This window comes from Marivirga sp. (assembly GCF_035704835.1).
GTDB lineage: Bacteria > Bacteroidota > Bacteroidia > Cytophagales > Cyclobacteriaceae > Marivirga.
Genome location: NZ_DASSWQ010000049.1, coordinates 70,199 through 92,780, shown reverse-complemented (window position 1 = coordinate 92,780; position 22,582 = coordinate 70,199). Strand labels below are relative to the sequence as shown.

Here is a 22,582-nt window from a genome sequence, read left to right as displayed (position 1 = left end):
TGCAAAGAAAAGTTTAAGAATATGAGTACGGAAAAGGATATTGAATCTTTCAGAGAAAAATTAGAGGCTGTATCAGAATGGCCAAGTCTCTACATGTTTAAATTTATAGTAGCCACTGAAAAGCAAGATGAAATCAAAAATATATTTGAAAACCATGAGATTATCACAAAACCTTCCAGTAAAGGGAAATACGTGAGTTTAACTATCAAAATGCTAGCAAATTCTTCTGAGCAAATTATTGAGAAATATATTGAAACAAATAAAGTAGAGGGTGTAATAGCACTATAATTTAGCCAATCGTAACAAATCAGATTGAGAGCGGTTAGAATGAGAAAAGGAAAACATTATGTGGAAAGAAGAAAATAATACGCTGAAAAGAACATTAGAATTTAAAGATTTCACTGAAGCTTTCGGTTTCATGGCGAAAGTAGCCATTGTAGCTGAAAAAATGGGACATCATCCTAATTGGTCAAATGTCTATAATAAAGTAAGCTTTGAATTAACCACTCACGATAAAGGCAACACCATTACGGAAAAAGATAAAAAGCTAGCTGAAGAAATTGATAAATTAGTTTAATAAAATCTTTAATTTTGGGAATGGAGCGAATAGAAACTCAACTTTATTTAGTGCCCACCCCAATAGGCAATTTAGAGGATATGACGTACAGAGCCGTTAATATCCTCAATAGTGTTGACGTAATCCTTGCTGAAGATACTAGAACCTCTGGCAAGCTGCTTAAACATTATGATATCAAGAAACCTTTGCAAAGCTTTCATATTCATAATGAGCATAAAAAAGTTGAACACGTAATTGAAGAGTTGAAAGCTGGAAAAATAATGGCATTGATATCAGATGCCGGTACACCCGGAATCTCGGATCCGGGTTTTTTATTGGCTAGAGAAGCCTTAAAAAATAATATTAAATTAGAATCCCTTCCTGGAGCAACAGCCTTAATTCCTGCGCTGATTAAATCTGGCTTCCCAAATGATCGCTTCATATTCGAAGGTTTTTTACCCCACAAAAAAGGAAGAAAAACCAGGATCGAAAATCTAAAAGAAGAAGATCGCACCATCATATTTTACGAATCGCCACATCGCTTGCTCAAAACATTGATACAATTGGCAGAAACAATGGGTGAAGACAGAATGGCGTCTGTTTCCAGGGAACTGACCAAGTTATATGAGGAAACAATTACAGATACATTAAAAGGGCTAATAGCACATTTTGAAAATACAGCCCCAAAAGGAGAAATTGTATTAGTTTTAAATGCTAAATCATAAATTTAACCTATGAAAATCATCTTAAGTATTTTGCTATGCCTTTTTTGGTTCAGTGGTATGGCGCAATTCGATACAAAACTTTCCGAGAATGCTGAAATAAGCCTCATTACTGTTGCACCAGGAAATGAACTTTACTCAGGCTTTGGACATTCCGCATTATGGATTGAAGACCAAAACACTGGTTTAAGTGTCGTTTTCAACTATGGTACCTTTGATTTTGAAACACCAGGATTCTACATGAAGTTTGTGAGAGGCAAATTAGATTATATGCTTTCTGCAGGTAGAATATCCTATTTAGTGAATTCAGCTAAAGCAGAGGAAAGAACAGTGATACAGCAAAAGCTTAATTTAAGTTTGGAGCATAAAAATGAAATTTACGCCTACCTAATTGAAAATATACAGCCAGAAAACAGATTCTATCAATATGACTTTTTCTTTGACAACTGTTCCACACGTTTTCGTGATTTACTGGAAGATGTGTTGGGAGAAGGATTAGTCTGGGAAAAAGAAGCAGAAGGCTACACTTTTCGAGAGTTTTTGGATATTTACCTTAAAAATAAACCTTGGCAGGATTTCGGAATTGATTTAGTTTTAGGTCAACCAACGGACGATTTGGCAGATAAAAGAAATGAAATGTTCTTGCCAGATTTATTGATGATGCATTTTGATGAGGCCACTTACAATGATAAGCCCATAGTAGAAGATAAAATCATAATTTATCAGGCAGAAAAAAACAAAGAAGAAGCTGGCTTTCAGATATTACCGGAGTACGTCACCTGGTTTTTGTGCCTATTTGGAATATTCTTAAGCGTAAGACATCATAAATCTAAACTAAGTGATGTTTGGTTCAACAGAACTCTTTTTGTCATTACAGGATTGATTGGCTGTCTTATTTTCTTTTTATGGTTCCTTTCTGACCATGTAGTGACTGTCAACAATTGGAATATTTTATGGGCGTTTCCATTGAATGTGATATTGGCTTTTATACTTTTCAGAAAACCAGCTAAAAAATGGAATACTGCATTTTATGCCGTTTTTGGAATCGTTCAATTCATGATTCTAGGTTTCTTTTATACGCTACCACAAGCTATGCACGCTGCAGTATTACCAATAGTTTTATACTTTGCATTTAAATCCTTTAATCTTTTGTACAGAACTAAGAAAATGAATGTATGACGTTCTAAGACCGAGTTATTACTTGAAAGTCCCCTTTTGATTTCCCCCAAAAGGGGAAGCTGGTGTTTACGCACCGAAAAGCTTTTGCCTTTTCATTTGAATATTAGTAACTCAAAAAAGTTTTGAATTAAAATTTAAACAGATGAAGTTAAACTCCATTCACCAAGAAGCCATAAAACTAGTAAAAGAAGTAGGAGAATTTATAAGAGCAGAATCTAAAAACTTCAATACCGATCAAGTAGAGCATAAAGGATTCAATGATTTGGTCAGTTATGTAGATAAAGAAGCTGAAAAAAGATTGGTATTAGGATTAGGTGAAATTCTTCCCGAATCAGGATTTATTGCAGAAGAAGGCACTTCCAATAAAAAAGGAGCCGAATATAATTGGATAATTGACCCCTTGGATGGTACCACCAATTTTGTTCATGGTTTGCCTGTATTCTCCATAAGCGTTGCCCTACAGCAAAATGATGAGATTGTATCTGGAATAGTACTGGAAATCAATAGAGATGAATGTTTTGAGGCCGTAAAAGGAGAATCTTCGAAGTTAAATGGAAAATTTATCTCTGTTTCAAAGAACATTGACCTATCGCAAAGTTTGATTGCAACAGGCTTCCCTTACAATGACTTCGAAAAGATGGATGATTACCTTGAAATCCTTAAACATCTGATGAAAAACAGCCATGGATTGAGAAGATTTGGGAGCGCAGCGGTAGATTTAGCCTATGTAGCCTGTGGCAGATATGAAGCTTATTTTGAGTACAATCTCAATGCCTGGGATGTAGCAGCCGGAGCCTTCATAGTCCAACAGGCAGGTGGAAAAGTTAGTCGATTTAATGGAGATAACGATTACATTTTTGGCCGAGAAATAGTATCTTGCTCTCCAGATGTTTACAAAGAGCTATTAACTATACTCCAGAACCGATGGAAAAACAATCTCAACTAAAAAGCCAAAGAATAAATTTAGGGAAAGGCAATTTAGGTTTGCCTGAAAATACAGGCAAAAGGCTAAGCTATGTGATTGCTGGTTTATTTTTACTCTCCTCTCTGTTTATGGTTTTTGATTATTTAGAGGAAGGTACCGAGTTAATAAAACACATTTTGATTGGTGGACTTTATTTCGTTTCAGGAATTGTGTTTTTATTTAGAGCAACAACAAAGTTCACTGAAACATCAAAAGTTGCCCCTCATATGCTAATTTCCGAAGAAGGTATAAAAATCAAACCTGGAATATTCAATAAATCTCAATTTATTGGTTGGAATGAAATTCAGAAAATAGAATTAGGGAATTTTAAAATCGGATTGAAATTAAACAACACCACAAATTTGATTTATTACTCTTAAAAAGCCCGAAAGAGCACTTTGCAAGAAATTAAGAGTTCTATTGAAGCTGTAGCGGTTCAAAGAGGTATTACAGTGGAAAATCTTTTAAAATAAGTTAATTTATAATTTTATTTTTTCGATAACGGAGTAAACTAATTGTCCGACTTTTTCCAATAGCTACTCAAAATACTTAAGAAATCATGGAAGGAAAAGAATTAGGACTAAGAGGTAAAAGAATAAATTTAGGATCAGGTAGGCTTGATATCTCAGAAAAAAATGCTAGAATTTTTAATTTTATTGTAGGTTTCCTATTTCTAGGAATGACGTTAATTCTTATATCTAATTTGTTAAATGATTCAGATTCAAATTTTGTGGATAAATTGCACCCCCTTGCGTACTTCCTAATAGCAATTTTTTATTTGGGTAAAGCTGGTATTGTTCAATCCAAAACTTCTAAATATGCTCCACATTTTATTATTTCTGACAATGTTCTAAAAATCAAAACAAGCGTTTTCAAAAAATCGGAACACATTAGTTGGAATGATATTAAGAAGATAGAATTAGGGAATTTTAAAATCGGATTGAAATTGAACAACACCAAAAATTTAATCTATTACCCTTACACCGCTCGAAAAGATACTTCAATAGATATTAAAAGATCTATTAAAGCAATAGCTGTTAAACGAGGTATAGAAGTGGAAAATCTTTTAAAATAAGTTTTATTAAATTAATTAATTTCATTTTTTCGACAGCGGAGTAAACTAATTGTCCGACTTTTTCCAATAGCTACTCAAAATACTAAGAAATCATGAAAGGAAAAGAATTAGAGAAAAGTCAAAGAATAAATTTAGGAACAGGAAATATTAAATTTTCTGAAAGAACTATCATAAGAGTAAATTACCTATTTTCTGTCTTATTCTTAGTTGCAGCAATCTTGTATCTAGTAAGAGACGAAATTAGCTTATCCGAAAGAGTTGGAATGTCTGGATTGTATTTATTTACAGGGCTCATCTTTTTCATCAGAGCCCATATTGAACTATCCACAACATCAAAATTTGCTCCTCATTTTATCATTTCTGAAAAAGGACTTAAAATAAAGACAGGCGTTTTCAAAAAATCAGATTTTATTGATTGGGGGGATGTAAAAAAAGTGGAATTAGGACATTATAAAATCGGCATTCAGGATAAAACGGGCTTGCAATTTTATCCATACCAAACAAGAAAGGAAACTTCCATAAACTTAAAGAATTCCATCCAAGCTATGGCAATTCATAGAGGAATTGAAGTGGAGAACTTATTAAAAAGATAAGCTGATTAAATCAACCAACTTATCTTCTTTGATTTTTCACGAACCAATACAGCTCCAGTTTTGACCGTATTGAGCACCAGTATTCTCCAGATCATCTTCAAATTCTTGAACCTCATCAGGAGAACCACAATAATCTTGTTCTACGCCAGTATTAGCCTCGGTACAAACCACACAAACTTCAACCAGTCCGCAGGCTGAAATCATTAAAATCATTAAAAAGGTTGATAGTTTTTTCATAATAGTTCTATTTAATCTTCGTCCGACTCTTCTACTTCATCAATAATCAAACGATCTTCTCGATTAGCAATTTCCCAGGCAGTATAAAAAACTAAATCCGTTCTTTTCTTTAATAAATCAAATTCAATTTTATCCACAGTATCAGTATGCTGGTGATAATCAGGGTGCGTGCCGTTAAAATAGAAAATGATTGGAACACCATTCTTAGCAAAATTCCAATGATCAGAACGGTAATAAATTCTATCTGGATGATCTTCGGCATTATAAGTATAATCTAATTCTAATTTCGTGTAGTTTTCGTTCATGGCCTCACTAATTTCATGAAGCTCAGTTGAAATCCTATCAGAACCAATTAAATAAACAAACTCTCTATCATCCATATGAGCAGAATCTACTCTACCTATCATATCAATATTCAAGTTTGCCACTGTATTTTCTAATGGAAAAACAGGGTTTTCCGCATAGTGAGCAGAACCTAACAATCCTTTTTCTTCACCTGTTACTGGCATGAATAATATGCTTCTTTTCGGACCATGCCCTTTCTCTTTTGCTTTTACAAATGCCTCAGCAATTTCTAAAACAGCAGTGGTTCCTGAACCATCATCATCAGCACCATTGTAAACTTTTCCATCTTGAATTCCAACATGATCATAATGCGCAGTAATTACAATCAATTCATCTTTCTTCTCTGTGCCTTCTAGATAACCCAATACATTTTCTGTTTCCATGATTTTAGTATTGATTTCGGCAAAAAGCTCAGCAGATGCAGTATCCCCAGTTTTTAATTCAGCTAAAGGTTTCCCAAAAAAATCTTCTGCTAATTCTTTATAAAGCACAACACTTGCAAGTCCTTCTTTTGCAGGCTTATTTCTAGATAATGAACCATGTGTAGCGTAATATCTTCCATAACGCAATACCATGTTCATTCTGCTACTATCTTCAGCAAACACAAGAGCTCCTTCAGCGCCCATCTCTTCTATGGTTTTAAGGATTGGAGTAAATTGTCCGTCTGCTTTAAAAGCCAAAAACTTACCTTTAGCGTTTACATCCTTCAAATCTTCTTCTGTTGCTTTATTGACATAAACAATCTCAATCTCGTCTTTTTCAAAGGGCACATTCGCCCAATAAACCATTTGGTCCAAGTTCTTGATTGTTTTTCCGTCTACAACCAATTCTGAGTTCCCACGGTAGGTTTGATATAAATTAAATTTTTGAAAGTAAGACCCATCAACTGGCGCTTTAAGTCCTAAAGACTCAAAATGATTTTTAATATACTCAGCAGCCATTTTCTGGCCTTTTTTTCCAGTTTCTCTTCCTTCTAAGGAATCGGAAGCTAATATGGATAAATGACGGGTTAGATCATCATCTGTGATGGTTTTTGCAAACTTTCTTGCCTGCTTTTCCATTACTTGAGCTGATAAAATGCTAACAGCCATTAAACTCATGATTAGAGTTGAAAAAAAAGTCTTCATAATTAAGTGTTTATGGTAAATTAATTTAAATTTTTTAATGTTATGTGAACAAAAATCCTAAATAATATATTGTACTTTTGTGGCACGAAACAGTCTGCGAATATCTAAAATATTTATTAAAGATACTTTCTAATATTATGAAATTAAACCCTTTGTACCAAGAAAGATTTGATGTGAGGCATAATGCACCGGATAATCAGCAAATATCAGAGATGCTGAAAACGGTTAAAGCCGATTCTTTGGAGCATCTTATTGATGAAACAATCCCTAAAGCTATTCAGCTGAAGAAGGAATTAAACCTCCCAGAAGCTCAAACTGAGTTTGAATTTTTAGAGTCATTTAAAGAAATCGCTCAGAAAAATCAAATTTTCAGGTCTTACATCGGATTGGGATATTACAATACACATACACCTGGAGTGATTCAAAGAAATATTTTGGAAAATCCAGGATGGTACACCGCTTATACTCCATATCAAGCAGAAATTGCTCAAGGCAGATTGGAAGCTTTAATAAATTTCCAAACTATGGTCATTGATTTGACAGGAATGGAAATCGCGAATGCTTCTCTGTTAGATGAGGGAACAGCTGCAGCAGAAGCTATGAGTATGTTTTATGGGTTAAGAAAAGGTAAGAAGAAATCTGCAAATGTCTTTTTTGTGGATGAAAATACTTTTCCACAAACCATTGATGTCTTAAAAACAAGAGCTAATCCTATGGGAATTGAGCTTAGAATTGCAGATTTGTCGCAATTTGACGTCACTGATGCGGATATTTTCGGATTTTATGCCCAGCAAATCAATTTTAAAGGTGAAATCAATGATTTGAAACCTATCATTGAAGCAGCAACTGAATACAATATCTATTCAACTGTTGGAGCTGATTTATTGGCTTTAACTTTATTAACACCTCCAGGTGAAATGGGGGCTGATTGTGTGGTAGGTACATCTCAGCGTTTCGGTATTCCTTTAGGATACGGTGGACCTCATGCTGCATATTTTGCAACTAAGGATGCTTACAAAAGACAAATCCCAGGTAGAATCATTGGTGTTTCTGTTGATAAACATGGAAACAAAGCATACAGAATGGCGCTCCAAACAAGAGAGCAACATATCAAAAAGGAAAAAGCTACTTCTAACATCTGTACTGCGCAAGTTTTATTAGCCATCATGTCAGGAATGTTTGGTGTTTATCACGGGCCTGTAGGATTGAAAAAAATTGCTGTAAGAACTCATTCACTCACAAAATTATTAGCAAATGGCTTAACTGTTTTGGGTTATGAGGTAAGCAATAAAAAATATTTCGATACCATCACGGTTCAACTTGAATCAGAAAAATTAAGAGAAAAACTTCATTCTATATTATACGAAAGAAAAATCAATCTTAACTTAACAGGAACGCATACTGTTTCTATTGCTTTAAATGAAACAACCCGTATTCATGATGTAAAAGAGTTGATTGAAATATTTGCTTTAGTGGTTGATGAAGATGCCAATAAATATTCTGTGGAAGAGAAAGTTGACCAGCTTGAATTAGATTGGCCGAAGCAACTGATTCGAGAAAGTAAATTTATGGAACATCCCGTGTTTAACCAGTTTCATGCTGAGCACGAAATGTTGCGTTACATCAAAAGATTGGAAAATAAGGATTTATCCTTGGTTCATTCCATGATTTCATTAGGCTCTTGCACCATGAAATTAAATGCAACTGCTGAGATGATCCCTATTACCTGGCCTGAATTAGCTCATATTCATCCTTACGCTCCTAAAGAACAAGCTTTAGGATACAGGGAGATGTTCATCAAATTGGAAAACATGCTAACTGAAATCACTGGATTTGCTGCTACTTCATTGCAACCAAACTCAGGAGCTCAAGGTGAATATGCAGGTTTGATGGTAATCAGAGCTTATCACCAAAGCAGAGGAGATGATCATAGAAATGTTGCTATTATACCTTCATCTGCGCATGGCACTAACCCTGCTAGCGCTGTAATGGCTGGTATGAAAGTAATCATAACTAAATGTGATGATCAAGGAAACATTGATTTGGATGATTTAAAATCTAAAGCGGAAGAATATAAAAACAACTTAGCAGCCTTGATGGTAACTTATCCTTCGACTCACGGAGTTTTTGAGGAAAGTATCCAAGAAATTTGTCAAATCATTCATGATAATGGTGGACAAGTATATATGGATGGAGCTAATATGAACGCTCAAGTAGGATTAACATCTCCAGCAAATATTGGGGCAGATGTTTGCCACTTGAATTTACATAAAACCTTCTGTATTCCTCATGGTGGAGGCGGACCAGGTATGGGACCAATTTGTGTCGCAGAACACCTAGAAGATTTCTTACCGGGTAATCCGTTAGTACCAACTGGTGGTAACCAAGCCATCTCAGCTGTTTCATCAGCCCCTTGGGGAAGCGCAAGCATCTTAGCGATAAGCTATGCCTATATATGTATGATGGGCAGTCAGGGTCTTAAAAGAGCTACTCAGATAGCTATCTTAAATGCTAACTATATAAAGGAAAAATTAGCTGGTCATTTTCCGGTGTTATACACTAATCAAAAAGGTCGTGCTGCTCATGAAATGATTATCGATTGCAGAGCTTTCAAAGACCATGGTGTTGAAGTAGAAGATATAGCCAAACGATTGATGGATTATGGTTATCACTCTCCAACTGTTTCATTCCCAGTACCGGGCACTATGATGATTGAGCCTACTGAGAGTGAAAGTAAAAATGAACTGGATAAGTTTTGTACCGCTATGATTTCTATTCGAAAAGAAATACAGGAAATAGCAGATGGTAAAGCAGATGCTGAGCAAAACGTTTTGAAAAATGCGCCCCATACCATGTCAGTAGCATTAGCTGAAAAATGGGAATTGCCATACTCAAGAGAAAAAGCAGTTTTCCCATTAGAATCTATTCGACAAAGTAAATTCTGGCCAAGTGTTAGCCGAATTGATAGTGCCTACGGTGATAGGAACTTGATGTGTAGCTGTATTCCAGTTTCAGAATATGAAGATAAACCAGAGGAAGCGTTAGCATAATACTTGCAACCTACTAAAGTAAAAAGCCTTTCAGATTTAAAATCTGAAAGGCTTTTTAGGTAAATTGATGAATGAAACTTTTGGTTTATTGTAAATCATTCCACAATCACCGATTTAGTTTTGTTGTATTCTGAACTCCCAGCCTCCACAATAAAAAATTTAGGATTGTAATAACTTAGATCGTATTCTTTATTAAATAAGCCAGATTCTGAGACGGTTTCTTGCTTTATCAGATTACCGATTAAATCATATATTTTAATTGTAATGGCTTTTTCATTTTCTTTATAAAACCTGATAGTAAATTTTCCAGTTCCAGTTTTCTTTAATTTGAAATCAAATTCTGTATTTACCAATAGTTTTTTAGGGTAATTAAACCTTCCGTCTTTTTCAACACCATCTACTCTCACACTATCTTTAGAGCTTTCTTGAGCATAAGAGGACGATAATGTAAAGCAAAAAAATAAAAAAATTGGTAAAATTCTAATCATATTTAAAGGCAGCAGTTATTCTTCAAATTTTTCTAATACAAAATCTTTGCCATTAAAAGATGCAAAAGTATTATAATTCACCCATTCCCCTAAATTTATATACCGAGAATTTTCATTTACTTCCAAATCAAGTGGCAAATGCCGGTGTCCGAACACATAAAAATCATAATGAGTATCTTTCTCCAATTCTTTAGCATAAGTCCATAGCCATTCTCCCTCCCCTAAAAATTTTTCGGTTTCATCAGTACTGCTACTAATCCTACTACTCGCAGACCATTTATTAGCAATACTAATGCCTAAATCTGGATGAATTTGTCGAAATAACCATTGACAAATCTTATTGTCAAATGCTTTTTTAAGAAATTTATACTGTCTGTCACCTGGCCCAAGTCCATCTCCATGTCCGATTAAAATCTTTTTTTGATTAGCAATTAACCGGATTGGATTATGGAAAATATCCACCCCTAATTCTATTTTAAAATAGTCAAACATCCACATATCATGGTTGCCCGTAAATAAATATATAGGTAATCCTGAATCAGCCATTTCTGCCAATTTTCCTTGAAACCTAATAAACCCTTTCGGAATGGCTTTTTTATATTCGTGCCAAAAGTCAAAAATATCTCCTACCAAAAATAAAGCGAAAGCATCCGTTTGAATTTCAGTCATCCAATTTACTATCCTCTGCTCTCTTAAATGACTTTCTTGTAGATTAGGGGCTCCCAAATGAAAATCAGATGCGAAATATATTTTTTTTCCCTCCGGTATGTCCAGTTCAAGTGTTTTCATTTTGGCTACAAAGCTAAAAAAAGCAGCTTAAAGGTAGTTCATTTTTCTGATTTTCAATTGTGTGAAATCTTTTAACAAACAAATTGACTATTTAAATTCTATATAAAAAAAGCTGAATCCATTTCTAGATCCAGCTCCACTAATTTACTACTTACTATTACTATTATCTATTATTTACCAAGGAATGAACTTAGCATCCAGTGATGTTTTTCCATATCCTGAATAAATGTATTCAACATATCTTCTGTTCCAACATCTCCTATATCAATTGCAGCATTCATGGCATCAGTTAAGTAAGACAACAATATTTGATAATCTTTCAAAATTTCCTGTACCATGGCTTCAGCAGCTAAGTCGGTAGGAGATTCTTTGATATTAGAATGCTCCATGTAATCACTTAAATTACTAAGTGGTGTATGTCCAAACACTCTAATTCTTTCAGCTATTTCATCTATACTTTCTTTAGCTATGTCATATCTTTCCTCAAACTGCTCGTGCAAATCAAAAAAATCTGCTCCTTTAACATTCCAATGAAAGTTTCTTAACTTTTGATAATGCATGTGATAATTAGCCAATAAAGCGTTCATCACTTCTACTAATTTCTCAGTCTCTGCTTTATCAAAACCTAATTTTCTATATCTTTTATCTGTTGTAGTACTCATATACTTAATTTATTTAATTGATTAAAAAATTAAAATATCAGCAAAACATTAATTTTTGTAATTCACTGATTCTTTTAATTGGTCAATAGTTTGCTTTCCTTTTGTAGAAACGCTATCTATTTCTTTATTTAATGTCGATTTCAACTCATCAATTTTTTTTAAAGAATCTTTGTATGATTTGTCAACATTTTTTTTCAATTTCTTTCTTGTTTTATCTCCTTTTTCAGGTGCATATAATAAACCTGCAACTGCTCCTGTTAATAAACCTAAACTAAATCCAGTCAATATTTTTACTCCGTTATTCATAGTTTGTATGTTTTAGTTTCTAAATTTTCTTTACTGTAATAACCCAGAATAGAAAAAAATGTTACATATTTTGACACTTTTAATCATAAAATGTTAATATTGTTGACAAATGACAAAAATATCAGACAACATAAAATATTTAAGAACTGAGAAAGGTTTAAGTCAAACGGCAATGGCTGAGGCAGTTGGACTCAAAAGAGGCAATATTGCATCCTATGAAAAAGAATTAGCTCAGCCTAGTATTGAAAATTTGGTGAAAATTGCTGATTATTTTGGAATAGATATTCATCAAATTGTAAATGATGATTTGCAATATTCCTCCAAAAGGAATATTCAAGAAAGTAACCCATTTAAAATTTTTGAAGAAAAATTTCCTATTAAAGGACTAAAAGATCGCGTAAATGCTTTAAAAGGAAGTCAAAATTCAGATGACAAGGTTAAAAGGTTAAAGAACCAAAATAAAGATATACATAAGATGGTTGATGGTTTCAGAGCATTTCATAAGATGAGAATGAACTCGAATCAAAATCCTGAAGACCTCAATAAAAAATTATCTGCTGATTACGAAAATTTACTTGACATTCTACACACTGTGTTGAAAAGTAACACTGACCTAATTAAAATTATTGATAAAAATCATGACTAAAATAATGAAGACCTCTTTCTTAATTACTTGCCTAATCATTCTCAATTATAATTCATCTGTTGCGCAGAATTACCAAAAAGATGTTCAATCTATTGAATCTATTATGACAGCATAAACAGAAGTCATATCTGGAGCCGCAAACGAGGAGAGAGATTGGGAAAGATTTAAATTTTTGTTTTCTAAAGATGCTAAACTGATCCCTACACAAACAACTGAATCTGGAGAGGTTGTCTATAATTACTGGACACCTCAAGATTATGTAGAAATGTACAAAAAGAACAGAGGTGGCACAGCCTTTTATGAACAGGAGTTATTTAGAATTACTGAATCATTTGGAAATATTGCGCACTGTTTCAGCACCTATGCCGTGAAAACAACAGAAGATGGTTCCATTGAAAGACGTGGTATAAACAGTATCCAATTGCTCAAAGGAAGAGATAGATGGTTCATTATGAATGTATTCTGGAGCAATGAAACCGAAAATGAAAAGCTTCCTGAGAAGTATCTTGAAGAATAATCTTACTCATTAAAAACCTGTTCCTCCACAAAAGTCAATATGATATCACTCATATTATTGATTGATTTTGGAGCTGTTCCATACTTAATAACACTTTTCTGAATTCCGTTACGATTATACTTAAAATTTTGAGTAGGTAAATCTAACATAGTGGATTTATACTCATCATCTAATCCTGGCCAATCTGCTGATTCTATAATTCCTAAAAGTGCTTCAAATTGTTCGTCAGTCAATGTTTTCTGCTGCTCTCCTGATACTTCAGTGTGTTGCTTTCCATTAAAAACTAGCGTTTTATCACCATAAAGTTCCATTTCGAATACAGGACACTCCCCCATACAAGACGTAGTTTTTAAACTGAAAATTACCTCTGCTTCTGGAACAGAGTTGGTTTGGTTCGTTTTGCAAGACATAGCAATACAACAACATAATAAAAAACTGATACTATTTAAATAGAATAAACGCATGTATTTGTATGTAAGAAATTTTGAATTTAAAATTATAAAACAACATTTTTCCAAAATAGAATAATTAAATTTAAAGTTCATAATATCAAACTAACAAATATGAAAAAAGTATTACTCTTCTCTATATTAGTGTTGTTTCTTACGGCAAGCAATTTAAGTGCCCAAGTTTTTAAAGAAGTTGACCCGGTTATATGTCCTGTGGATCATAATTCATATGACACCTTTGTGCCACCTCCAAAAGGTTTTAAACAAAGCACCACATCAAGAACAGCTAACAATGCAAATATTACGGTAAATTATAATGGGTTTACAGAAGAAGCAAAAGTAGCTTACCAATACGCAGTAGACATTTGGGCTTCTCTCTTAGACTCTCCAGTTGAAATTATCGTGAATGCTAATTTCACCAACTTAGGTCAAGGGGTGCTAGGCTCAGCTGGACCTGGAACTTATGTGGCAAATTTTCCAGGAGCAGTTACTCCAGACACCTTTTATCCAATTGCCTTAGCTGAAAAAATGGCGGGCAGAAATATAAATGAAGGTGAGGCTGATATCAACTCTAATTTTAATAGTGGCTTTGATTTCTATTTTGGATTAGATGGCAATCCGCCTTCTGATCAGTATGATTTTGTATCTATTGTTTTACACGAGCTTGGCCATGGTTTAGGATTCACAGGAGGCGTTAGATATGATGATGCTAACAGCACAGGAAACTGGTCCTTAAGTGCAGGTGACATCCCATCGATATATTCACAGTTTGTCGAATTAGGAGATGGATCAGCTTTCTTAGACATTCCTAATAGAAGTGTAGAAGTTGGAAATGCCTTGAAAAGTGGAAATCTATTTTTCAATGGCCCAATTACGGTATCGGCATTAGAAGAACCTGCACAACTTTATGCTCCTAGTGAATGGAATGGTGGGTCTAGTTATTCTCACCTTGATGAGAATAAATTTCCAGCTGGCGATCCTAATTCTCTCATGTCTCCACAGTTTGGAGCAGGAGAAGCTATTCATGACCCAGGCGTTTCTTTAGATATATTTGCTGATATGGGATGGGTGCATACTTATTTAACGCATGAAAACACTGAACAAATCTCTAAGAATTTTACCGAGCCATTTACCATTGATTTGAGCGTGACTAGTGATACTACCTATAATGAACTCACACCCACTTTAATTTATTCAATAGATGGTTTTGAAACCACATCGTCAATAGAAATGACAGATTCGGGAGATGGAATACATTTTTCTGCCAATATCCCTAATCCAGGAGTGGTTTCAAGAATACAATACTATTTTGAGGGTGTCCAAGATGGGACAGGTAGAAATTATGTGTCACCTGCACAAGCACCTTCAGATTATTATGACATTAATATTTTAGCGATACCCGATAAGCCTGTATCTTATCTATTAACAGATGGTGGTGATTTTGAATCTAATCAAAATGATTTTAGCAGTTATGCCTTAACGGGTGATACTAATTTTTGGGAATATGGACAGCCTTCAAATACATTAAATGAAGCTGTTTCAGGTAATAATGTTTGGAAAACAAAACTAAACGAAAACGTTGGGATCCCAAACAAAACAAGTAGTAGTGCCTTAGTATCTCCCACTTTCGATTTTACTGATAACACTAAAAACCATGAGCTTTCTTTTAGTTTTTTAATGGAGAACGCATATACATCTGCACTTTTCAGATTTGGTCCGTTCGGTCTTCAAGTTCAATATAGCGTGGATGAAGGACAAACATGGGAGTTATTAGGCGATTTAGAAGACCAAAGAGGAGAAAACTGGTATAATGTTGAAGAATCAGATCCAACTGTTTTTCCAATTGATAAAAATGCGGGTTGGATTCAGCAAACAATTGAGGTAATTAATGGTGATACCACCTTTATACCAGTTAATCCTAAATACAACGTTAGTTTTTTAACGGGAAATGATAAAGTGAATTTTAGATTTGTATTTTTTGTAAGAGAATCGTTTCCAGATCAAGGTTATGATGCCGATGGTGTTTTAATCGATGATTTTCAAATTGTAAAAAGCAACCCAACTGCAGATTTCATTACTACCGCAGGTGATTTGGTTTTTCCAGGTGATGAGGTAAGCTTTGAATATATTTCAACTGGCGCCAACTCATTTTCTTGGGATTTCGGAGACGGCAATACCTCATCTGTTCAAAACCCAACTCATGTATATGAGGACGGGGGATTTTATGATGTTAGCTTAACCATAACTAGTGCTGATGGTACTAATACTGTCATAAAAGAAGAATTAATTACTGTAATTCCTACCAGACAAATATCATTTAACTTGGAAGATGGTGCTGATTTAGAAGATGGAGGTCGAAACTTTGTCATTCAGAATATTTCAGGAACTGGATTTGAAATCGGTCAAAGTACTATCGAAGGAAAAGCCGGCACTGCAAGTGGTAGCAATGCCTTTGTAACTGGTATAAATGCTGAAGTCTATCAAGATAATTCTGAAGCATATGTTTATACTCCAGCATTTGATTTTGAAAGTGTAGGTAGCTACGAATTGTCATTTGAAACCAATTACAGTTTTGAAGATAACTGGGATGGATTCATAGTTGAATATACATTAGACGGAGGCGAAACCTGGTTGAAATTAAATAATGAAGTAGCACCTGGGTGGTACAATCAAATAAGTAATGCTGAATCTATATTTGGCAACCAAGTACCAATTTTTAGTGGAAATACTAATAATCAATTTGAAAGGAAGCATACAGACATATCTTTCTTAGGCGGATTAGGAGTTGTAAATTTTAGAATTAAATTTTTGTCAGATCAAGCAGAAGTCGATGCTGGAATGGCTATCGATAATATCGTTTTAACTGGTCCTGATCCAGGTCCTGCAATCCCAAATTTCACAAGTGAATCTACTGAGGGTTGTGCTGGATCAGAAATCGTTTTTGAAAATGAATCTTTAGGTTCTATATCAAGTATGGATTGGGATTTTGGAGAGGGAGCAACACCTAGAACTGCCACTGGTCCTGGCCCACATTCGGTTGTATTCAACAACGCTGGAAATTATACCGTAAGCCTGACCGCAGTTGACTTTACGGGTGCAGAAATTATTGAGGAAAAAGTAAACTACATCAACATCAGTAGTAATCATACCCCAACTATTTCAGCTGGTGAGAGAACTGAAGATTTTACGGTCTTACTTACTGCCAGCGAAGGCGATAGCTATCAATGGTTTCTTGCTGGAGATTCTATCCCTGGTGCCACAGAACGAGCTTATTTAGCGGAAGAACAGGGCTTTTATTCTGTAGCAGTAAAAATTGAAAGTTGTGTTGGATTTTCAAATTCTAATAATGTTATCACTTCAAATGATTCCCCATTAACAAGAAGCTTTACTGCCTTCCCTAATCCATTGAAGGATAATAAAGAATTGAATATCTCCTTTGAAAACGAATATATAGGTAAATATCATGTGGAAATTTATAGCCTAAATGGTAGAAAGATTTTTTCTCAGCATTTCAATAAACATGCTCAAAAAGAAGAAAATGCTATTAGTTTAAACAATACCGAAAAGGGACTTTATTTGGTAAGAGTTTCTACCGGTAAGCAAAGCACACAAATGAAAATTGTGATTGAGTAACAACTAAGTGATAAATTTATGCCCACAAGAATTTAAAAATCTTGTGGGCTTTTTTATACCAGTTTATACACCAAAATTTGCTCTCTTTTCAAATTCCATGATTTCCGCACTCTTCGGATGCTTGAATTGAATATATTCCGCATGCAGCATTAATCTTTTAGATTTATTGCCGTAAAGTGTATCCCCAACTATAGGTGCATTTAATCCTTGAGGATGAGCAGCATGAACTCTTAGTTGGTGCGTTCTACCAGTGACTGGGATAAATACGACCATGCTCCTTTTTTCATTTTGGCCGATTAATTTCCATTTCGTTAAAGCCTTTCTTCCTGATTCATAATCAACCTTTTGCATAGGACGATTATCTTCATCCACCGCTAGTGGTAAATTGACTTCTCCTTCATTTCCAGACAGCTTTCCTTCCAAAACTGCGCAGTATCTTTTTTGAATGGTCTTATCCATAAATTGTTGTTGTAAAAATTTATGGCTTTCTAAATCTTTACTAATCAACATAATACCAGAGGTTAATTTATCAAGCCGATGGGCTAACAAGGGACCCGAGGCTTGTGGGTATTTTTTTTTCATCCTTGTTAAGACAGAATCTTTTATTTCTTTTGATGGAATACTTAACAAACCAGCAGGTTTAACGATCACCGATATTTGTTCATCTTCATAAAGGGTTTCAATTACTTTATCATCCGCAGTATATTGCATCAAGGGATCGTCTTCCAGTTTTAGCCCCTTCAACATATGACCTAAAATTGGTTTACACTTTCCACTACAGGCTGGATAAAATCTTCCCTCTTTCCTCAATTCTGACTTAGGGGCTTTTCCCCACCAAAATTCCCCCATTGCTAAGGGCTTAAATTGATTAACAAAAGCATATTGCAATAATTTAGGTAAAGCACAATCCCCTGCACCTGAAGGCGGGTATCCTATGGATTGAAAAACTTCCTCCACACTTTTCTTATCTCCTTTCGCATTAAGAAATTGATATTGATTAAATATTTGTTTCTGTAGTTTATTAGATTTCTCTTTCCTTAACTTTTTTAAGTTTTGAATCTGAGACTCATATACTGCCACTTTCGATTGAATAGCAGCAATCTTCTTTTTCCAATCTTTATTAAGCTTTTTATAATTAAAATCGATTTCAATGCTTTCTTTTCTTAGTTTCTCATCTAAGCTGTCAAAAGCATTTGGACTCAAATTAATCATTCCTTCTTCGCGCTTTTCTTTTCTGATTGCTTTGGCCTTTTGCTTCTTTTCCTGCTCCGATTTTAATTCCAAATTTGAGGATTTACTTTGCTTTTTTAGCTCGTCCATCAATTTTCTGAAATTTTGATCGTCTTCCAGCTTTTTGATCTTATTATTAATATTCACCAATTCCTCTTCCCCTTTCTTATAAAAACCTTCCATTGCCATTCTATCATAAATAGGAGGGACAAAATTGATGGAAACATCACCATCGTATTCTTGACCAGAATAAGAAGCAAGAAATCCTAGTTGACCAGATTTATCTTGAACGACCAAAACACCATACATTTTACCACTGATTTCATTTTCAATTTTTGCAGATTTTAAATGCTTTTGTAATTCTTCAGCGGCTTTCTGCGTCAATGGATGCGGCTCATATGAAAATGGAAACGTAAATTTCTCGGGTAAAGAATATTTTGAAATATCAGATTGAAACTTTATAAAAGAAGAATCCTGCATAGAAAGAAGTGAAATTTATGCCTGTAGCATTATATATGATTGCTACAAAATTAAGTAATTAAAATCTTAGCACCATATTTAAACAATGGCTTTGAAACGATCAATTTATTTTATGATGATTCTGATACAAATATTTTTTTAATCAGAAAGCTTTGAAAATAGCCTCAATAATTTAGTATATATGCTTAATTTTGAGACTAAATTAAAACCGAATGATTTTAGCTGCCAGTGTAGATATTCCAATTTTAAGTGATATTGTTGTAATTCTTGGACTCTCTATTTTTGTAATTCTTCTATTCCGCAGATTAAAAGTTCCACCCATTATTGGATTCCTTATAACGGGGATAATTGCAGGTCCTTATGGCTTTCAACTAATTGATGCTACTGAAGGAGTTAAAGTATTTGCAGAAATTGGGGTAATCCTATTGCTATTCATTATTGGTATTGAATTCTCTATCAAAAGCTTAATTTCGATCAAAAGAGCAGTTTTTATTGGTGGAATTGTTCAAGTTGTAGGCACCATATTATTGGTGATGCTTATTGCATTAAACACCGGTTTTGATTTAAGCGCTGCAATTTTCCTAGGATTTTTATTTTCATTAAGTAGTACCGCAATCGTACTTAAAATTATTCAAGACAGAGGAGAGACTACCACCCCTCATGGTAAAACCATTTTGGCAATTCTGATATTCCAAGATATCATAGTAGTACCTATGATGTTATTTACCCCACTTTTGGCTGGTGAATCCCAAAATATCTGGATGGAAATCCTAATGATGGTACTGAAAGCTGCATTATTAATAGCTTTTGTATTGGTGAGTGCAAGATATATAGTACCATGGTTATTCTATCAAATTGCCAAGACAAGAAGTAAGGAGTTATTCATCTTAGTAATCGTTTTAATTTGCTTTTCCATTGCATGGTTAAGTGCTGCCCTAGGACTTTCACTTGCATTAGGAGCCTTTTTAGCAGGTTTAATAGTTTCTGAATCGGAATACAGCCATCAAGCTGCAAGCAATATTCTTCCTTTTCATGAGCTTTTCACCTCCTTTTTCTTTGTATCGATTGGAATGCTTTTGGATATCTTCTTTGTAGCCGACCACTTTTTGATCATTATCGGACTGATGGTAGCAACTGTAATAGGAAAATCTTTAATCGCGACATTGGCAGGAGCTATGCTAGGCTATCCTGGAAGAACCTCCTATAGAATAGGGTTTTCCATTTTTCAAGTCGGAGAGTTTGCTTTTATTTTATCTACTGTAGGAATTACCTATGGCGTAATTTCCGATCTAACTTATCAATATTTTCTCTCGGTTTCCTTATTTACAATGGGAATTACGCCATTTATGATGGGTATATCTCCAAAACTTGCAGATAAATTAGCGTCTAGTAAATTGGCCACTAAATTAGGCAGCAGAACTCATAAAATGTTCTTCTCATTTCCAGCCAATCCGCAAGATGGGAGCGAAACCCCAGAAGATGAACTCGATAAACACATCGTCATTATAGGCTTTGGATTAAACGGACAGAACGTTGCGAAAGCAGCAAAAAGCGCTGGTATCCCTTATGTAATCTGTGAGATGAATCCTGACACGATCAAAACATATAAAGCTTTAGGCGAGCCAATACATTATGGAGATGCGATTCAGCCAGAGGTGTTGAAAGGATTAGGTGTTTACAAAGCCAAGGTGGTAGTGATTGCTATTTCTGACCCACTGGCTACAAAGCGAATTGTGACTCAAATCAGAACAATAAGTAATACCATTCATATTATAGTGAGAACAAGATTTATTACTGAAACGGAAGAAAATTTACGACTGGGTGCAGATGAAGTGATTCCTGAGGAATTTGAAACATCAGTGGAAATTTTTACTCGTGTACTAAATCAATATTTCATTCCACAGAAAAAGATAAAAGAATTTGTGCGGAATGTGAGAGCAGATAATTATGAAATGCTAAGAGGTGTAATTAAAAGAAACCCTATGCAAAAGCTAACGGAGGAATTTCCGAATTTGACTACTGCCTGCTACGAAATAGAAATGGATAATAACGAAATTACTGACAAACCGATAGCGGAAACTAACATTCGTCATAAGTTCGGTGTTACAGTGATTGGCATCAAAAGAGATGGTGAACTGACAACACAAATTGGTCCAGAAACGACTCCTAAAAAAGGTGATACCATTTTTGTATTTGGTAAACCGGAAGATTTGGAACAATTTTACGACAAAATCAGCATTTGATTAACCTAACTTAAAAATCATTAATTTAATATATATCATTCAGTGGAGAATTCAGATTTAACATCACTTGCCAAAAAATACGGCACCCCTTTGTATGTTTATGATGCCGATAAAATTGCATCTCAAATTAACAGATTAAATAATGCCTTTTCAGGTATTAACCTTAAACTGAAATATGCCACCAAAGCGTTGAGCAATGTTTCTATTCTGAAATGGATGAAAAAGCATGGCACTGGTCTGGATGTGGTGTCTATTCAAGAAGCCTATTTAGGACTAAAAGCTGGATTTGAAGCTAAAGATATTCTCTATACTCCAAATTGCGTTTCCATTGATGAAATAGTGGAAGCTGTTGATTTAGGATTAATGATTAACATTGACAATATTTCTATTTTAGAGCAATTTGGCGATCGTTATCATGATACGGTTCCTGTATGCGTGAGATTAAATCCGCACATAATGGCAGGAGGGAATTCTAAAATCTCAACGGGTCATATCGATTCAAAATTTGGAATTTCCATTTTGCAAATGCGTCATTTGTTAAGAGTAATTGATAATTACAACATCAATGTAGTGGGCTTACATATTCACACTGGCTCAGATATATTGGATTCAGAAGTATTCTTAAGAGGGACCGAAATTATATTTGAAGCCGCTGAAGATTTCCCCAATCTTGATTTTATTGATTTCGGCAGTGGATTTAAAGTTGCATATAAAGCAGGTGATATTACTACAGATATTGAAGAACTCGGAAAAGAAGTAAGCAAGAGATTTAAAGATTTTTGTAAGTCAAGAGGAAAAGAATTAGAGCTTTGGTTCGAGCCTGGGAAATTTCTGGTATCAGAAGCGGGTTATTTTCTTTCAAAAGTAAATGTAATTAAAACTACACCAGCAACCGTTTTTGTTGGCTTGGATACTGGTATGAACCATTTACTGCGTCCTATGATGTATGATGCTTACCACCATATTGAAAACATTTCCAATCCATCGGATACTCAAAGAGTGTACACGGTAGTGGGATATATTTGTGAAACGGATACTTTCGGAACTGATAGGAGATTATCAGAAGTGAGAAGAGGAGATATTATCGCCATTAAAAATGCAGGAGCTTATGGCTTTTCAATGGCTTCAAATTATAATTCTCGCTATAGACCAGCAGAAGTATTAGTTCATGATGGAAAGGATAGTCTCATCAGAAAAAGAGAATCTTTAGATGATTTATTAAGAAACCAAGTAATTGTTGAATTCGAATAAACTATATATTTTCTGCTTTAGCTTAGCTTTACTTTATTCA

Annotated in this window: 22 protein-coding genes; 14 read left to right on the top strand and 8 right to left on the bottom strand. The window is 34.4% G+C overall.

From position 1 onward, the window contains the following. Positions 1-21: 21 nt before the first annotated feature. From VFM92_RS07950 to VFM92_RS07915, 8 genes are all read left to right on the top strand, one after another. Positions 22-288, top strand: a complete 267-nt coding sequence (locus VFM92_RS07950) for a DUF493 domain-containing protein (protein WP_325121673.1) — start codon at positions 22-24, stop codon at positions 286-288. 58 nt (positions 289-346) lie between these two features. Continuing rightward, the gene (locus tag VFM92_RS07945; protein ID WP_325121672.1) at positions 347-577 is read left to right on the top strand and encodes a 4a-hydroxytetrahydrobiopterin dehydratase; all 231 of its coding nucleotides are present in this window, start codon (positions 347-349) and stop codon (positions 575-577) included. A 20-nt stretch (positions 578-597) separates the two neighbouring features. Next, a complete protein-coding gene (rsmI, locus tag VFM92_RS07940; protein ID WP_325121671.1) occupies positions 598-1,281 on the top strand; it encodes a 16S rRNA (cytidine(1402)-2'-O)-methyltransferase in 684 nt (227 codons plus the stop codon). 9 nt (positions 1,282-1,290) lie between these two features. Beyond that, positions 1,291-2,457 carry a DUF4105 domain-containing protein gene (locus VFM92_RS07935; RefSeq protein ID WP_325121670.1) on the top strand — a complete coding sequence of 389 codons (1,167 nt, stop codon included), beginning with the start codon at positions 1,291-1,293 and terminating at the stop codon, positions 2,455-2,457. Between the two features lie 142 nt (positions 2,458-2,599). Beyond that, positions 2,600-3,403: an inositol monophosphatase family protein gene (locus VFM92_RS07930; RefSeq protein ID WP_325121669.1), complete on the top strand. Its 804-nt coding sequence runs from the start codon at positions 2,600-2,602 to the stop codon at positions 3,401-3,403. After that, positions 3,382-3,801 carry a hypothetical protein gene (locus VFM92_RS07925; RefSeq protein ID WP_325121668.1) on the top strand — a complete coding sequence of 140 codons (420 nt, stop codon included), beginning with the start codon at positions 3,382-3,384 and terminating at the stop codon, positions 3,799-3,801. The genes VFM92_RS07930 and VFM92_RS07925 overlap by 22 nt, the downstream gene beginning before the upstream one ends. 179 nt (positions 3,802-3,980) lie before the next feature. Further along, positions 3,981-4,496 carry a hypothetical protein gene (locus tag VFM92_RS07920; protein ID WP_325121667.1) on the top strand — a complete coding sequence of 172 codons (516 nt, stop codon included), beginning with the start codon at positions 3,981-3,983 and terminating at the stop codon, positions 4,494-4,496. A gap of 92 nt (positions 4,497-4,588) precedes the next feature. After that, positions 4,589-5,089 (top strand): hypothetical protein, encoded by a 501-nt coding sequence (locus tag VFM92_RS07915; RefSeq protein ID WP_325121666.1) that lies wholly within the window; start codon positions 4,589-4,591, stop codon positions 5,087-5,089. Positions 5,090-5,125: 36 nt separating this feature from the next. Here VFM92_RS07915 and VFM92_RS07910 read toward each other — a convergent pair whose 3' ends face one another. Continuing rightward, positions 5,126-5,326: a hypothetical protein gene (locus VFM92_RS07910; protein WP_325121665.1), complete on the bottom strand. Its 201-nt coding sequence runs from the start codon at positions 5,324-5,326 to the stop codon at positions 5,126-5,128. 11 nt (positions 5,327-5,337) lie between these two features. Continuing rightward, entirely contained in the window at positions 5,338-6,798 is a 1,461-nt protein-coding gene (locus VFM92_RS07905) for a M28 family peptidase (RefSeq protein ID WP_325121664.1), read from the bottom strand. Positions 6,799-6,935: 137 nt separating this feature from the next. Between VFM92_RS07905 and gcvP the strand changes: the two genes are divergently transcribed. Next, a complete protein-coding gene (gcvP, locus tag VFM92_RS07900; RefSeq protein ID WP_325121663.1) occupies positions 6,936-9,848 on the top strand; it encodes an aminomethyl-transferring glycine dehydrogenase in 2,913 nt (970 codons plus the stop codon). A gap of 95 nt (positions 9,849-9,943) precedes the next feature. Here the strand turns inward: gcvP and VFM92_RS07895 are convergent, their stop codons facing one another. The 4 genes from VFM92_RS07895 to VFM92_RS07880 form a co-directional block, all read right to left on the bottom strand. Beyond that, entirely contained in the window at positions 9,944-10,336 is a 393-nt protein-coding gene (locus VFM92_RS07895) for a hypothetical protein (protein WP_325121662.1), read from the bottom strand. A 15-nt stretch (positions 10,337-10,351) separates the two neighbouring features. Then, a complete protein-coding gene (locus VFM92_RS07890) occupies positions 10,352-11,125 on the bottom strand; it encodes a UDP-2,3-diacylglucosamine diphosphatase (protein ID WP_325121661.1) in 774 nt (257 codons plus the stop codon). 170 nt (positions 11,126-11,295) lie between these two features. Then, on the bottom strand, positions 11,296-11,787 hold the full coding sequence (locus tag VFM92_RS07885) for a Dps family protein (protein ID WP_325121660.1): 492 nt from the start codon (positions 11,785-11,787) through the stop codon (positions 11,296-11,298). A gap of 48 nt (positions 11,788-11,835) precedes the next feature. After that, positions 11,836-12,093, bottom strand: coding sequence for a YtxH domain-containing protein (locus VFM92_RS07880; RefSeq protein WP_325121659.1), 258 nt, complete (start codon positions 12,091-12,093; stop codon positions 11,836-11,838). Positions 12,094-12,202: 109 nt separating this feature from the next. Between VFM92_RS07880 and VFM92_RS07875 the strand changes: the two genes are divergently transcribed. Continuing rightward, on the top strand, positions 12,203-12,739 hold the full coding sequence (locus tag VFM92_RS07875; RefSeq protein WP_325121658.1) for a helix-turn-helix transcriptional regulator: 537 nt from the start codon (positions 12,203-12,205) through the stop codon (positions 12,737-12,739). A 172-nt stretch (positions 12,740-12,911) separates the two neighbouring features. Continuing rightward, positions 12,912-13,256 (top strand): hypothetical protein, encoded by a 345-nt coding sequence (locus VFM92_RS07870; RefSeq protein WP_325121657.1) that lies wholly within the window; start codon positions 12,912-12,914, stop codon positions 13,254-13,256. A gap of 2 nt (positions 13,257-13,258) precedes the next feature. Here the strand turns inward: VFM92_RS07870 and VFM92_RS07865 are convergent, their stop codons facing one another. Then, positions 13,259-13,720, bottom strand: coding sequence for a DUF6438 domain-containing protein (locus VFM92_RS07865; protein ID WP_325121656.1), 462 nt, complete (start codon positions 13,718-13,720; stop codon positions 13,259-13,261). 99 nt (positions 13,721-13,819) lie between these two features. On the opposite strand from VFM92_RS07865, the gene VFM92_RS07860 reads away from it, so the two are divergent. Continuing rightward, positions 13,820-17,338 carry a PKD domain-containing protein gene (locus VFM92_RS07860; protein WP_325121655.1) on the top strand — a complete coding sequence of 1,173 codons (3,519 nt, stop codon included), beginning with the start codon at positions 13,820-13,822 and terminating at the stop codon, positions 17,336-17,338. A gap of 63 nt (positions 17,339-17,401) precedes the next feature. On the opposite strand, the gene VFM92_RS07855 is transcribed toward VFM92_RS07860, so the two are convergent. Further along, complete coding sequence (locus VFM92_RS07855; protein WP_325121654.1) at positions 17,402-19,048, bottom strand: RluA family pseudouridine synthase; 1,647 nt, start codon at positions 19,046-19,048, stop codon at positions 17,402-17,404. A 212-nt stretch (positions 19,049-19,260) separates the two neighbouring features. Here VFM92_RS07855 and VFM92_RS07850 point away from each other — a divergent pair, with 212 nt between their 5' ends. Then, positions 19,261-21,291, top strand: coding sequence for a cation:proton antiporter (locus tag VFM92_RS07850; protein ID WP_325121653.1), 2,031 nt, complete (start codon positions 19,261-19,263; stop codon positions 21,289-21,291). 42 nt (positions 21,292-21,333) lie between these two features. After that, positions 21,334-22,542: a diaminopimelate decarboxylase gene (lysA, locus tag VFM92_RS07845; protein WP_325121652.1), complete on the top strand. Its 1,209-nt coding sequence runs from the start codon at positions 21,334-21,336 to the stop codon at positions 22,540-22,542. Positions 22,543-22,582: the final 40 nt, after the last annotated feature.